This is a genomic window from Streptomyces sp. NPDC055239 (assembly GCF_053606205.1).
Genome location: NZ_JBSGRD010000022.1, coordinates 45,595 through 60,053 on the forward strand (window position 1 = coordinate 45,595; position 14,459 = coordinate 60,053).

The 14,459-nt window shown below is 69.4% G+C and carries 10 protein-coding genes and 1 riboswitch; of the genes, 5 read left to right on the plus strand and 5 right to left on the minus strand.

Annotation, left to right across the window (positions count from 1 at the left end; translation table 11 throughout):
• Positions 1-95 precede the first annotated feature (95 nt).
• From ACWFRJ_RS41945 to ACWFRJ_RS41955, 3 genes are all read right to left on the minus strand, one after another.
• Positions 96-1,505: an alpha,alpha-trehalose-phosphate synthase (UDP-forming) gene (locus tag ACWFRJ_RS41945; RefSeq protein ID WP_453543881.1), complete on the minus strand. Its 1,410-nt coding sequence runs from the start codon at positions 1,503-1,505 to the stop codon at positions 96-98.
• Between the two features lie 111 nt (positions 1,506-1,616).
• Positions 1,617-3,707 (minus strand): DUF7927 domain-containing protein, encoded by a 2,091-nt coding sequence (locus ACWFRJ_RS41950; RefSeq protein ID WP_453543883.1) that lies wholly within the window; start codon positions 3,705-3,707, stop codon positions 1,617-1,619.
• A gap of 131 nt (positions 3,708-3,838) precedes the next feature.
• Positions 3,839-4,783, minus strand: a complete 945-nt coding sequence (locus tag ACWFRJ_RS41955) for a glucosyl-3-phosphoglycerate synthase (RefSeq protein ID WP_453543885.1) — start codon at positions 4,781-4,783, stop codon at positions 3,839-3,841.
• A 167-nt stretch (positions 4,784-4,950) separates the two neighbouring features.
• A riboswitch (SAM riboswitch) is annotated at positions 4,951-5,085 on the plus strand.
• Positions 5,086-5,102: 17 nt separating this feature from the next.
• Here ACWFRJ_RS41955 and thrC point away from each other — a divergent pair.
• The 4 genes from thrC (at position 5,103) to groL (ending at position 9,377) form a co-directional block, all read left to right on the plus strand.
• Positions 5,103-6,410 carry a threonine synthase gene (gene thrC / locus ACWFRJ_RS41960; RefSeq protein WP_453543887.1) on the plus strand — a complete coding sequence of 436 codons (1,308 nt, stop codon included), beginning with the start codon at positions 5,103-5,105 and terminating at the stop codon, positions 6,408-6,410.
• A gap of 101 nt (positions 6,411-6,511) precedes the next feature.
• A complete protein-coding gene (locus ACWFRJ_RS41965) occupies positions 6,512-6,790 on the plus strand; it encodes a MoaD/ThiS family protein (protein WP_383269896.1) in 279 nt (92 codons plus the stop codon).
• Positions 6,791-7,213: 423 nt separating this feature from the next.
• Positions 7,214-7,417 (plus strand): cold-shock protein, encoded by a 204-nt coding sequence (locus ACWFRJ_RS41970; RefSeq protein WP_005315736.1) that lies wholly within the window; start codon positions 7,214-7,216, stop codon positions 7,415-7,417.
• 334 nt (positions 7,418-7,751) lie between these two features.
• Positions 7,752-9,377, plus strand: a complete 1,626-nt coding sequence (gene groL, locus ACWFRJ_RS41975; RefSeq protein WP_453543889.1) for a chaperonin GroEL — start codon at positions 7,752-7,754, stop codon at positions 9,375-9,377.
• 52 nt (positions 9,378-9,429) lie between these two features.
• Here the strand turns inward: groL and ACWFRJ_RS41980 are convergent, their stop codons facing one another.
• Positions 9,430-11,541 (minus strand): ATP-binding protein, encoded by a 2,112-nt coding sequence (locus ACWFRJ_RS41980; protein WP_453543891.1) that lies wholly within the window; start codon positions 11,539-11,541, stop codon positions 9,430-9,432.
• A 307-nt stretch (positions 11,542-11,848) separates the two neighbouring features.
• Between ACWFRJ_RS41980 and ACWFRJ_RS41985 the strand changes: the two genes are divergently transcribed.
• Positions 11,849-12,931: a PP2C family protein-serine/threonine phosphatase gene (locus tag ACWFRJ_RS41985; protein ID WP_453543893.1), complete on the plus strand. Its 1,083-nt coding sequence runs from the start codon at positions 11,849-11,851 to the stop codon at positions 12,929-12,931.
• Here the strand turns inward: ACWFRJ_RS41985 and ACWFRJ_RS41990 are convergent.
• Entirely contained in the window at positions 12,909-14,156 is a 1,248-nt protein-coding gene (locus tag ACWFRJ_RS41990; RefSeq protein ID WP_453543895.1) for an esterase/lipase family protein, read from the minus strand. The two genes, ACWFRJ_RS41985 and ACWFRJ_RS41990, sit on opposite strands and share 23 nt — an antisense overlap.
• Positions 14,157-14,459 lie beyond the last annotated feature (303 nt).

Sequence of the window (14,459 nt, forward strand, 5' to 3'; positions counted from 1 at the left end):
GACGAACTCGGCGAAGCCGGTGATGACGGCAACCAGCAAGGCACAGGGCCCCCGCGCCGAGCGGGTTCTCGGGAAGGGGCGGGGTTGGGGATGAATCAGTTCTGCAGTGCCCGCAGCTGGTCCAGGAACCACTGGGACGGGGGAAGAGCCGTTGCCGCCGCAGCCAGGCGTTTCGTACGCTCCGCGCGCTCCTCGACCGGCATGGTCAGCGCCTCGTGCAGCGCCGCAGCCGTCCCGCTCACGTCATACGGGTTCACGACGAGAGAATCCTCCCCCAACTCCTCATACGCCCCCGCCTCCCGCGAAAGCACCAGCACGCACCCCTCATCCGAAACGACCGGCACCTCCTTGGCCACCAGGTTCATTCCGTCCCGGATGGGGTTCACAAGCGCCACGTCGGCCAGACGGTACGCAGCCAGTGAGCGGGCGAAGTCGTCCTTCACGTGGAGTACGACCGGCGTCCAGCCCTCGACCCCGTACTCGGAGTTGATCTCGTCCGCGAGCCTCTGCACGGACGCCGTGTACTCGCGGTACACCGCCAGGTCCTGCCGCGACGGGTAGGCGAAGGCCACGTGCACGACCCTCTCCCGCCACTCGGGGCGGGAGGCAAGAAGCTCTCGGTACGCCAGCAACCCCCGCACGATGTTCTTCGACAGTTCCGTCCGGTCCACCCGGACGATCGTCTTCCGGTCGCCGCCGCCACCCACCTGCTCCCGCAGCGCCGCCATCCGCTCCTCCACGTCATCCCGCCGCGACCGCTCCCGCAGGAAATCCGCGTCGGCCCCAAGGCCGTGCACCCCGATCCGCGTCCCCGACGTACCGCCGATGACGGCGACGCAGCACTCCGTGAACGCGTCCGCCCACCGGCCCGTCAGGAACGCCGCGCGGTCGGCGCCCAGGATGCCGCGAAGCAACTGTTCCGCGACGTCCTCCGGCAGCATCCGGAAGTAGTCCACAGGGGCCCACGGAGTGTGGGAGAAGTGGCCGATGCGCAGGTCGGGGCGGAGTTCGCGCAGCATCCCCGGCACCAACGCCAGGTGGTAGTCCTGGATCAGGACCGCCGCGTCCCCCGCAGCGCTCTCCGCGAGCGCCTCGGCAAAGGCCCGGTTGTAGGTCTCGTACGACGCCCACTGCGCCCGGAACTCCGGGCCGAAGGCCGGTTCGAGCGGTGTTTGGTACAGCATGTGGTGGACGAACCAGAGGACCGAGTTCGCGATCCCGTTGTACGCGTCGGCGTGCACCCCCTCGTGCGAACCCGCGTCGATGTCGAGCATCCGCACGCCCGGCTCACCGACCCCGCGCCGCACGGCCTCCCGGTCGCCGTCGCCCAGCGCCGCGCAGACCCACAGCGAGTCCCCGCCGGAGTCGCCGATCGCGCTGAGCCCGGAGACGAGTCCGCCGCCGCCCCGCTTGGCGATCAGTTCTCCGTTCTCCTCCAGGGAGTACGTGACGGGGCCGCGGTTGGACGCGACGAGGACCTGGGCGGCGGCGTGCTCGGAGACCATGTGCCGAACCTAGCCCTTAGCGGAAGGGCTCAAACGTAGGGCCGGACCCTTGCGGGCCCGGCCGTATACGTTCAGGGATCAGCGTCAAGGCCTACGTCGAGGCCTGCCCGGCTAGTCCCGCCTGCTCCTCGCCGCCGCCACCGCGAGCGCGCCGAGCACGCTCAGGGAGATCGCGAGGCCCGCGTACAGCATCGTGCCGGAGTCGCTGCCCGTGTCGGCCAGTTCACCCGGACCTTCACCCGGACCGCTCGCCGTCGCCGCTCCCACGGGCGGGCCCTGCTGCGGGGCGGGCCGCGCCTGCACCCGCTGTCGCGTGGCGAGGATCGCCGAGGTGCACGGGTCGTCGCCGCCCCGGACGGACCGGGGGCAGTTGCTGCCGGGCGCCGTCACCGTGATCACCCGGATCGCGCCCGCCGTGCAGGACACCTTGACCCGCTGGGTGACAGTGACCTTGCCGTGCGGTCGTACGTCGCCCTTCCACACGTACTTCGCACCCTGCTTGGTGACCGTCCCGCTGCTCGCGACCGGCTTCGAGCCCGGCGTCACCTGCCAGGAAGCGGTGGCCCCGGTGCGGGTGCTGCCCGATGGGTTCTTGAGGGTGATGGTGTTCTTGACGTTGCTGCACACCGGCGCGGTCCGCCGTGCGGGCGCGTTGGTGACCTTGAGCTTCGGCTGCTTGCGCTCGATGACCGGCGCCGCCCCGCACCTCGGGTCGGTGCTGCCCGCGTCGCAGTTGGAGCGCGGGGACTCGACGTCGACGTCGTTGAGCAGGTTGCCGTCACCGTTGACGGGGTCGTGGACCTTGACCGAGTACGTCACTGTCGCGGTGCGCCCTGCCGGGATGTCGCCGGTCCAGCTGATCCGCGGTCTGGTGTACGAGACCTTGCCGGTCGTCGCCTTCGCGTCGTGGTTGTACGTCGCGTCGTCGAGGTTGTCCGTCAGGTCGTCGCTGAACTTGGCGTTCGGGTAGTTCAGCTTGCTGATGTTCTTCGCCTTGACCGTGTAGGTCAGGGTGCCGCCAGGCTTCACCTTCTTGGGGCTCGCCGTCTTCGTCACCTCCAGATCCGGGACCGGGACGGAGAGCGCGAGGGCCGAGGGGACGTAGGTGTCGCCCTTCGTGGAGAAGCTCAGCGTCGTGGAGGTCGAGCCGACCGGGATCGGCTCGGCGGCGGGGGCGGCGGCCGGTGTGGCGCGTGTGCTGCCGCCCGTGACGTCGAACTCCTTGGCGTCGATGGAGAGGTTGTTGGTCATCCTCGGGTCGAGGGCGCCGTCGTCCTCGCTGATGAAGAAGTTGTTGGTGTTGCCCGTGTGCGACTCGGTGATGTTCTGGCCGCCGACCGCGAAACGGTCGCCGGGGGTGTTCCAGTCGCCCTCGTACGCGGTGACGCTCGCGCGCGGCTTGCCGTCCGTGCGGTAGAAGCCGTCGACCTTGACGCTGGTGGCGGGCGAGGTGGAGCGCTGGAGGACGTGGCCGCCGTAGACGTAGACGTTGCGGCGGTCGGGCGCGTACTGCTCGTCGGGGGCGTCGTACTTGTAGACGACGGTCAGGGACCAGCCCGCGACGCAGCCCTTGCCGGTGGGCGCCCAGATGTCGCCGACCGCGACCGGCATGGGCGTTCCGTCGCCGGTGATGCCGCTGAAGAGGCCCGTGACGTCGGCCTCGCCGGTGTAGTAGTGCGGGCCGTTGGCCGACGCCGGGTCCCCGACCATGTTCGCCGGGGTCACCTTCGACGGGGTGGCGCCGGCCACGCTGACGGAAGGCACCGCGTCGAGCGGGTCGCCGGGGGACGGATTCACGTCGGCCCCGGAGATGTCGCAGCGCTTGAGCTGCGCGCCGCTCGGGCCCTTGTACGTGCCGTCGTTGCCGCCGAAGAAGAGGCGCGCGTACGCGACCTTCGCGCCGGGCGGGATCGCGACCCGGCCGGTGCTCGATCCGTGGTCGGGGTCCATGCCCGCGGTGTTGATCCGCCGCATGACGAAGGTGTTGTTGTTGTCGCGGCCCTCGCCGTCCGCGGCGGTGGCGCAGCGCGCCGCCATGTCCGCGGGCGTCGTCGGGCAGCCCATGACCGTGTTGCCGATGGTCTTGAAGTCGCCGTAGAGCGATTCGTCGTAGCGCTTGGCGAAGGGCTCGATCACATCCGCGGCGGCCGGTGCCACGGCTGCGGCGCTCAGTGCCCCTGCCGCGAGACCGGCCGTGGCCATGGCCACGCCACCGACGCGTCGCGCGCTTCCCATTACCTGTCTGACCCGCAGCTGTCTGAGCCGCAGCTGTCTGACCCGCATAAAGACCCACATAAGTGGGGAATGTAGACAAAATGCCCGGTCTTGGGTGGTTACGCCACGCGGCGTGCCGTGTACTCCGCGATCCCGGACATCGGCGGACGCTCCTCCGTGTCCACCGAATGGGTCCGCGGTTCGAACCCGTGCTCGCCCCGTTCGAACTGGGTGAGCTCGGGGCGTACGTGGTGACCGAGCGCGAGCCTGACCTGCGCCGTCCGGTAGATCGCGGCGGCCATCCTGCCGAGCGCCTGCCCGTCCTGGTGCCGGTGCTTGCGCACGCCGACGTCGACCTGCGCGAGCGCGTCGAGGCCCACGGTGTGCAGCGCGTCGACGAGCAGGCCGAGCTCCACCCCGTAGCCGACCGGGAACGGCAGCCGCTCGAGGAGGGACCTGCGTGCCGCGTACTCGCCGCCCAACGGCTGGACGAATCCTGCCAGTTGGGGCCAGTGCATGTTGAGAAGCGGGCGCGCCATCAGCTCGGTGACCCGGCCGCCCTGACCCGCCGTCCCGGCAAGCGGGCGGTCGTACATCGCCTTCACGAAGTGCACGTCGGGCTCGGTCAGGAGCGGGCCCACGATCCCGGTGACGAAGTCCGCCGAGAACTCCTTCAGGTCCGCGTCGACGAACGCGACGATGTCACCGCCGGTCACCAGGAGTGAGCGCCACAGGACCTCGCCCTTGCCGGGCACGGCCGGGATGCGCGGCAGGATCTCGTCCCGGTGCACCACCCGCGCACCCGCATCGCGCGCGACCTCGGCCGTGCGGTCCCGCGAGCCCGAGTCGATCACCACGAGCTCGTCGACGAGGGCAGTTTTCTCGATGAGCTCGCGGCGGATCTCGGCGACGATCTCGCCGACCGTCTCCTCCTCGTCGAGCGCGGGCAGGACGACGCTCACCGAGGCTCCCGACGCCCGTTTGGCGGCGACGAGCGCGCTGAGCGGACGGTCGGCAACGGACCAGGAACGCCTGGTCAGCCAGCGCTCGGCCTCTTCCAGCACGGGTGGCTCCTCCTGTGTGTGGCCTACATGTGACCCATCTCGCGGTTCGGACGACTATCTCAAGGGTCCAGGCCGTCGGTTACAGTCTTGAACAACGCGGATGACCATCGCATGTCGGGGGTCGACGCGTAACAAACGCCCCGGGCCCCTGAAGCCCGGCGCCATACCGCTCATCCAGAGGGGCAGAGGGATACGGCCCGTTGAAGCCCCGGCAACCATCCCGCCGACCGCGCATGCGAGGTCTCGGCGGGGAAGGTGCCAATTCCGTCTCGCGACGAGATTCGTCGCGGGGAAGATGAGGAGAAAGGGCCTCGCCTCCATGGCTGCGCAGACTGTTGCAACGAACGACACCACCCCCTCGACCACGGGTTCTGTGGACCTCGGCCCCGCATCGGGCCTTTCCTGCCGCGAGTGCGGCGAGCTGTACGCCCTCGGCCCGATCTTCGCCTGCCAGGCCTGTTTCGGCCCGCTCGAAGTGGCGTACGACCTGCCGACCGGCGACCCCGAGGCGCTCCGGAAGCAGATCGAGTCCGGCCCCGCCAACATCTGGCGCTACGCACCCCTGCTGCCCGTCCCCGCGGACGTCGCCGAGAAGCCGAACATCAACCCCGGCTGGACCCAGCTCGTCAAGGCCGACAACCTCGCCCGTGAGCTGGGCGTCGAGCAGGGCAAGCTGTTCGTCAAGGACGACTCCGGGAACCCGACGCACTCCTTCAAGGACCGTGTCGTAGCGCAGGCCATCGAGGCGGCGCGCGCCTTCGGTTTCACCACCCTCTCCTGCTCCTCCACCGGCAACCTCGCCGGTGCCGTGGGCGCAGCGGCGGCCCGTGCCGGTTTCCGCTCGTGCGTGTTCATCCCGCACGACCTGGAGCAGGGCAAGGTCGTCATGGCCGCGGTCTACGGCGGCGAGCTCGTCGGTATCGAGGGCAACTACGACGACGTGAACCGCTTCTGCTCCGAGCTCATCGGCGACCCGCTGGGCGAGGGCTGGGGCTTCGTGAACGTGAACCTGCGGCCGTACTACGGCGAGGGTTCCAAGACCCTCGCGTACGAGATCTGTGAGCAGCTCGGCTGGCAGCTGCCCGACCAGCTGGTCATCCCGATCGCCTCGGGCTCGCAGCTCACGAAGATCGACAAGGGCCTCAAGGAGCTCATCAAGCTGGGCCTCGTCGAGGACAAGCCGTACAAGATCTTCGGTGCGCAGGCCGAGGGCTGTTCGCCGGTGTCGACCGCCTTCAAGGCCGGGCACGACGTCGTACGCCCGCAGAAGCCGAACACCATCGCCAAGTCCCTCGCCATCGGCAACCCCGCCGACGGGCCGTACGTCCTGGACATCGCGCGTCGCACGGGCGGTGCGGTGGAGGACGTGAACGACGAGCAGGTCGTGGACGCGATCAAGCTGCTCGCGCGGACCGAGGGCATCTTCGCGGAGACCGCGGGCGGTGTGACGGTCGGCGTCACGAAGAAGCTGATCGAGGCCGGTCTCCTCGACCCCTCCCTGACCACGGTGGTCCTGAACACGGGTGACGGGCTCAAGACCCTGGACGCGGTTGCCGAGACCTCTCAGGCGACCGCGACGATCAAGCCCAGCCTCGACGCGTTCCGCGCCGCGGGTCTCGCCGGTTAACCGCCGTAGGTCTTGAGCCTTCTTTCCGACTGCGGACCGTCGTGGCTGGTCGCGCAGTTCCCCGCGCCCCTGAAGGGGCCCGCATACCCCGAGGTGAATCCATGAGCGTGAACGTCCGTATCCCCACCATTCTTCGCACCTACACCGGCGGCAAGTCCGAGGTCGCCGCCGAGGGGGCGAATCTTTCCGAGGTCATCGCCGATCTCGAGGCCAAGCACGCCGGTATCGCGGCCCGTGTCCTTGACGATCAGGGCAAGCTGCGGCGCTTCGTGAACGTCTACGTGAACGACGACGACGTCCGCTTCGAGCAGGGCCTCGAGACCGCGACGCCGGACGGTGCCGGCGTCTCGATCATTCCCGCCGTCGCGGGCGGCTGCTGAATCCGCCTGAAAGCACGCAGCGTCACCTCTATTGCCCCCTCCGCGAGAGAAGCGGAGGGGGCAATTCAATGTGGTTGAGCGCGGTACAGTTGGGAAGCAAGCTTCGCTGTTTGTGCCGAGTGCATATACGAAGTCGGCCCGGGGCCGACAAGAAGTAGCCAAAGCGCCTTGCCTATTTGAGCCTATTGCGGCATTTGTCTGGCCCGACTTGCCCTGAACTCCGGCAAATTCTCCGCATATTACCGATCGTGCGTGCCCAGAATTCTCGTCCGATTGACCTGTTGCAGAGGGCAGTTGGACAGATACATTCAGCGGCGGTCGACGCGTTCCGGCGCACGCCTCCACAACCCATTGGGGGGTGAGGTCTGACCCGGGCCCGCGAAGTGCGGGTCCGTGCAAGGGCCAGTAATAGGGGAGTTAGGCATGGCTCAGGGCACCGTCAAGTGGTTCAACGCGGAGAAGGGGTACGGCTTCATCGCGGTCGACGGTGGTGCGGATGTTTTCGTCCACTACAGCGCGATTCAGATGGACGGTTACCGCACCCTTGAAGAAGGTCAGCGAGTGGAGTTCGAGATCTCGCAGGGCCAGAAGGGTCCGCAGGCGGACATGGTCAAGCTCGCCGTCTGATCTCGGCGCGATCGGCCAGCGACTTAGCGAGTGACGAGGGGCCCGTATCCCGACAGGGGTACGGGCCCCTCGTACGTACGCCCTCAAAAGCGCCTGCGCCCCCGGACGCGCGCCCCCTCATGTGTCTGGGATCCGTGAGAGACGCTTGCACTCGTAGGGGTCGAGTGCTAATCATTGGCGTTAGCACTCTCCGAGTGAGAGTGACAGAACTTGGATCGGGTCGGTGAGGCTCGCAGGCCGGGTGGGGCAAGGAACCACAAGGCTTGCAGGCCGTCCGTCGCGGGCACCGATGCGATCCGGAGCATGCCACCCCTGTCCGGGAGGACCACTTCACATGGCCAAGATCATCGCGTTCGACGAGGAGGCACGGCGCGGCCTCGAGCGCGGCATGAACCAGCTCGCCGACGCCGTCAAGGTGACCCTGGGCCCCAAGGGTCGCAACGTCGTCCTCGAGAAGAAGTGGGGTGCCCCCACGATCACCAACGATGGTGTTTCCATCGCCAAGGAGATCGAGCTCGAGGACCCGTACGAGAAGATCGGCGCCGAGCTGGTCAAGGAGGTCGCGAAGAAGACGGACGACGTCGCCGGTGACGGCACGACGACCGCGACCGTCCTGGCGCAGGCGCTGGTCCGCGAGGGCCTGCGCAACGTAGCCGCCGGTGCCAACCCGATGGCCCTCAAGCGTGGCATCGAGAAGGCCGTCGAGGCCGTCTCGGGCGCCCTGCTCGAGCAGGCCAAGGACGTGGAGACCAAGGAGCAGATCGCTTCGACCGCCTCCATCTCCGCCGCCGACACCCAGATCGGCGAGCTCATCGCCGAGGCGATGGACAAGGTCGGCAAGGAAGGCGTCATCACCGTCGAGGAGTCGCAGACCTTCGGGCTCGAGCTTGAGCTCACCGAGGGCATGCGCTTCGACAAGGGCTACATCTCGGCGTACTTCGCGACCGACATGGAGCGTATGGAGTCGTCGCTCGACGACCCGTACATCCTGATCGTCAACTCGAAGATCTCGAACGTGAAGGACCTCCTTCCGCTCCTCGAGAAGGTCATGCAGTCCGGCAAGCCGCTGCTGATCATCGCCGAGGACGTCGAGGGCGAGGCCCTGTCGACCCTGGTCGTCAACAAGATCCGTGGCACCTTCAAGTCCGTCGCCGTCAAGGCGCCCGGCTTCGGTGACCGCCGCAAGGCCATGCTCGGCGACATCGCCATCCTCACCGGTGGCACCGTCATCTCCGAGGAGGTCGGCCTCAAGCTGGAGAACGCCGGTCTCGACCTGCTCGGCCGTGCCCGCAAGGTCGTCATCACCAAGGACGAGACCACGATCGTCGACGGCTCCGGTGAGAGCGACCAGGTCCAGGGTCGCGTCAACCAGATCCGCGCCGAGATCGAGAACTCGGACAGCGACTACGACCGCGAGAAGCTGCAGGAGCGCCTGGCGAAGCTCGCTGGCGGTGTTGCGGTCATCAAGGCCGGTGCCGCGACCGAGGTGGAGCTCAAGGAGCGCAAGCACCGCATCGAGGACGCCGTTCGCAACGCGAAGGCCGCCGTCGAAGAGGGCATCGTCGCCGGTGGTGGCGTGGCGCTCATCCAGGCCGCCGCTGTCTTCGAGAAGCTTGAGCTCGAGGGCGACGAGGCCACCGGTGCCGCCGCTGTGAAGCTGGCCCTCGAGGCCCCGCTGAAGCAGATCGCGGTCAACGCCGGCCTCGAGGGTGGTGTCGTCGTCGAGAAGGTGCGCAACCTGACCGTCGGCCACGGCCTGAACGCCGCGACCGGTGAGTACGTCGACATGATCGCCGAGGGCATCCTCGACCCGGCGAAGGTCACGCGCTCTGCCCTGCAGAACGCCGCGTCGATCGCCGCGCTGTTCCTCACCACCGAGGCCGTCATCGCCGACAAGCCGGAGAAGGCGGGCGCTGCCCCGGCCGGCGGCGGCATGCCGGGCGGTGACATGGACTTCTGAGCCTCTTCGGCTCGGTAGGCCAGTCTTCACGTACCGAGGGCGGTATCCCTTCTCAGGAAGGGGTACCGCCCTCGGGCGTTGTGTGAGGACCCGCTCCGGGGGCCAGGGCGTAGGCGATGCCCTCGTCGATGCCGCTCTCAAGGCCCTTGCGGAAGGCGGCTTCGTACGCCGGGTCGCCGATGGCGTCGCGGCTCCGGCGCTCGCAGGCCTGGCGGGCGGCCAGGAAGTAGGGGTTTCCCATCTGTGCGACACCGACGGAGCGCCACAGGACGTCGGAGATGCCGAGCAGCCGCCCGGTCTGCTCGGGGTCGTCCATGGCCGAGGTCAGCGCGTCGATGCTCAGGGCGGCACCGAAGACGTCGTGGAGCCGCCACTTGATCAGCAGGGCGTCACGGGCGTGCCGGACGGCCGCTGCCGGGTCACCGCTGCCGAGCGCCGCCCCGGACAGCAGGTAGAAGGCGAAACTGCGCATCCACTGCTCGCCGTGCCGCTCGCACTCCTCGCGCAGGGTGTCGGCGCTCGCGGTGGCCAGGTCGAACTCGCCCAGATGGACATGGGCGAACGCCACGGCGGAGAGCACGAAGAGCTTGATGGCGGGAGAACCGCCTCCGCAGTCCGGTGAATCGGCCGTCCGCCCGAGAATGCCGATCAGTTGCGTCGGCCGGTCGGTCAGCCCCAGCTGGACCCCTTCGAGGTGGAGAGCGGCGTCGACCGCCGCCCGATCGTCGATCCGGTCCGCCACCAGCGTGCAGGCGTTCGCCATCGCGATGGAGGCTTCGAGGTCGCCCTGCATGAAGGCCACTTCCCCGCAGGTCCACTGGGCCCAGAAGCGTTCCGGTCCCGGGACCGGCCCCGGGGCCGTGGCCAGGGCCCGGTCCAGGTAGTGGCGGCCTTCGCGCTGGAAGCCGCAGCAGAGCCAGAAGAACCAGAGACTGCCGACCATCTCGAGGCCGTCGCGCGGGTCCGGGTCGGTGAGGCAGCACTCCAGGGCCGCGCGCAGGTTGGCGTGCTCCGCGGTGCAACGCTCGTACCAGGCGATCTGGTCGGGTCCTGCCCACTTCCGGCCGCCCGTGCGGGCCAGCCAGCGGTAGTAGTCCCGGTGTCGCTGCGACAGCTGCTCTTTCTCGCCGAGCTTTCGCAGCCACTCCTCGCCGTACTCACGGACGGTGTCCAGCATCGAGTACCGCAGGCCGCGCTGGGTCTCCACCGAGCGCAGGAGCGACTTGTCCACGAGCGCGGAAAGGAGCCCCCCGATCTGGCCGCTGCCGAGCGGGCCGACGGCGCAGACCAGTTCGGCCGCCTCCTGCTCGAAGCCGTCGGCGAAGACGGAGAGGCGGGCCCAGGCAAGTCGCTCGTGCGGGGTGCACAGTTCGTGGCTCCAGCCGATGGCCGTGCGCAGGGTCTGGTGCCGGGGGTCGCTCTCGCCGGGCCGGCTGCCGGGGGAGAGGGAAGGCGCTGCGAGCGTCTCGAAGCGGGCGTGCAGGCGCGTGCGGAGTGTGTCCAGGTCCATCTCGGAGAGGCGGGCGGCGGCCAGTTCGACGGCGAGGGGGATGCCCTCCAGATGCGCGCAGATCTCCGCGACCGCCGAGCCCTGCTCCTCGGTGACACCCGCGCGTTCCATGAACAGCAGGGCCGCGTCGGACGGTTGTGCGCCGAGGTCGTCGACGGGCAGCGGGGGCACGATGATCGCCTGCTCGCCGCGGAGGGCCAGGGGGTGGCGGCTGGTGGCTAGGACGTGTACTCCGGGGGCCACGGCCAGCAGGGTTCGTACGAAGTCGGCGCAGGCGGCGGCCAGATGCTCGCAGCAGTCCAGGATGAGGAGCAGCTTCTTGTCGGCCAGCCAGTCGGCCACCACCTCGATCGCGGGCCGGGTGCTCTGATCGGCGAGGCGCAGGGCCTCGTACAGGGCGAGTGGCATCAGGGCCGGTTCGCTCAGCTGGGCGAGGCCGACCAGCCATACTCCGTCGGGGAAGCCGTCCCGCAGTTCGGCTCCGGCGCGCTGTGCCAGGCGGGTCTTGCCCACGCCGCCCACGCCGGTCAGCGTCACCAGACGGGCGTCGGTCACGGCTTTCGCGACGGCCCGCAGTTCCGCCCCGCGTCCGACGAAACTCGTTGTCTCGGCCGGTAGGTTGCCCGCCTGTCGGTCCTGCCCGGTTTTTCGCATGGTGGCTCCCCGCCTCCGGCCGCTCAAGCCCCGTCGGCCCCGGCCCCGCATCGGCCGTTCCCGCCACACGAGTCTGCTCTCCGTCACGTTCCCGAGTCCGTGGATGTCTTGAGATGCCCATTTCTGCCGACGAGATGCTCGCATCGCCGCATTTCGGCGTCAGTCCCGGTCATCTGTCGACGACTCCGGTCAACTGCTTCTGGGAGAGGGCACGGGTGGGCCATAGTGACCGTCAGTCGTCACGGAGCGTGAACATGGGGGTGGGGCCGGGCCATGCCCGTCGGCAGGTTGGGGCCGGGAGGCAGACATGAGGAGATGGCGCAGCCTGTTGATGCTGGCTCTGGGGACGAGCTTCCTCCTCGCCGTGCTCGGCACGTCCGTCGGCGGCTGGCCGACCGGGGTCGCCGTGCTGCTGATCGGCCCGCTCCTCGCCTGTGTCTGGTCGAGCCCGCGGCGTACCGCGGTGGTGGTCGCCCTGACGGTGCTGCTCGCGGCGGGGACCGGCGTCGTGCGCCGTCTGCTGGGGGCGCCTGGTTTCGCCCTGGAGTTCGCGGTCCTGGTGGCGGGCGGGATCCTGGCCGTCCACAACGCGGCCCGGCATGCCCGGCGGGAGGCGGAGCTGACCCGGGTCACGGAGGTGGCGTGCGCGTCGCAGAGCGCGCTGCTGCGGCCTCTGGAGGCCGAGGTCGGCGGGATCGAGGTCTGCACCCGGCACCACAGCCCGGTGCGCGGGGCCTCGGTGTGCGGAGATGTGTACGACGTCGTCCACACCCCGTACGGACCGCGGCTCTTCGTCGGGGACGTACGCGGCCACGGCCTTGAGGCGCTGCGGACCACAGCCGCGGCGATGCAGGCATTCCGCGACCTCGCCTATCTCACCCCCTGCCTCGCCGACCTGGCCACGGCCCTTGACGCCCGGCTCGCCCCCGACCTGGGGCCCGAGGACTTCGTCACCGCCGTCATCGCCGAGTTCGCGCCGGGCGAGGTCCGCCTGGTCAACTGCGGCCACCCGCCGCCCCTGCGGGTGGGCAAGCAGGTCAGACTCCTCGAACCCCCGCAGCCCGCGCTCCCGTTGGGCCTGCGTACGACACCGGTGCCGCACCGGGTCTACCTCCAGCCGGGGGAGCGACTCCTCTTCTACACCGACGGCCTGAGCGAGGCCCGGGACGGCGACGGAGTCGAGTTCCCCCTGCTCCCGCGCGCGGCGGAGGCGCTGGCCGAGCCCTCGAACTCCGATGCGCTCGACGCCCTGTACGCCATGGCCATCGAGCACACCGGCCGCCCGCTCACGGACGACGTCGTACTCGTCCTGTGCCGGGCGACCGGCGTGACCGAGGCCCCGCTCACCGCCTGCTCCCAGGAGGAGATCAGTCCGGGAGCCGGTCCATGATCCAGGTGCAGAGTTCTTCGGTGACCAGGGTGTGGCCCTCGTTCTGGGAGGCGCAGTAGTACTCGTCCAGGTCGCTGTCCTCGGACTGCGCCGGGAACGGGTCGTACAGCTTCTCGTGGGTGTCGATGTCGCGCAGGGCGACCGCGCTGACGGCGGGCACGAAGCAGTGCTCGCGGATGTCGGCCTCCGAGCCGAGACCGATGATGGCGGGGATCTTGTCGAGCTCGTCGGCGAGGATGCCGAAGCCCTCCAGGGTGCCGCCGGGCGCGCCGTCGATCGCGGGCAGGTCCGAGGTGCGGATGTGCGGCCTGCGCAGGGTCACCACCCTCAGCTGCGCGACGAGTTGGTCCTCGCCCTCGGACTGCGTGTAGAGGTGGGTGCCGGTGATGGCGAGGCCCCTGCCGTGGAACGCCTGCTCGCCCGCCGGGATGCCGTTGCCCGCGCCGCTGCGCACGCCGTTGGCGACGCCGATCTTCCTCGGCCTGCTCGGCCAGCCGCCGACCCGCTCCAGCTCGGCGAGGAACTCGACGCGCTCCTTGTCCGTCTCGGGGGTGTCGCCCCACTCGGAGATGTGCTGCCACAGGAGCTGGCGCGCGGCCGGGCTGTTCATCTGGTTCGAGAAGGCCGCGTTGAGCCGGCGGATGTAGTGCGCGAACGACTGCAGCGCGATCGGGATCCAGGCGCCGCGGTGCGGGCTGTCGAAGGAGAAGTACAGCTCGGTCTCGTGGTCGACGCCGTCGTGCTCCATCTTGGCGAGCGCGTACCGCGTGACCAGACCGCCCATGCTGAAGCCGCCGACGGTCAGCGGATGGTTGCCGCCGCGCCGCGCGATCGCTTCCTGGATCGCCGACTTGGCGGCCTTGGCGTTGTCGAGGATCGAGGCGCTGCGCTCGTCGAAGCCGAGCAGGATGACGTCGTAGCCGCGCTTGCGCAGCGTGCTGATGAACGGGTACGGGCCGCGCTCCAGGGCCTCCCACGAGAAGTCCAGGTCACTGGGCCCCGTATTGAAGCCGTCGCTGATGATCACCGGCTTCGCGAGCCCCTGCTTGGCGTCGGCGAGATACACCCAGGCCTTGCCGCCGGGTAACGCCCACTCCTGGTCGGGGGCGGGCGCGGCCTCCGAGATCTCCCTGGGACCGGGCGCCAGGGTGATGCGGGCGGCGATCCCGAAGGCCTCGGCGATCTGCTCCTCGTCGGGCTGTCCGGTGTCGTTGAACTCGGGCATGAAGGGTCCCCTCCGGTGGTGCGGCTCCGATGGCGGGATGACGTGCGGTGTCATCTTCGGTACGTCGGTCGGCCGCCGGAAGGAGAGCGGGGCCCTTTCGGACAGGGGGGCGCTGGCCGCATTCGCCTGTTCGGTACGTGTGCCGTACGGGGGTCAGCGCCGCCGGGCCTTGGCGAGGGTGCGCGTGGCGGTTACGGGTGGGGCGTGGCGGTGTTCGACTCGGTCAGGGGGTGGGCGCTGAGGCGAGGGAAGTATGTCGCGAAGGAGCCCTCGCCCAGACGGCGGCCGGACTGACCGAACCCA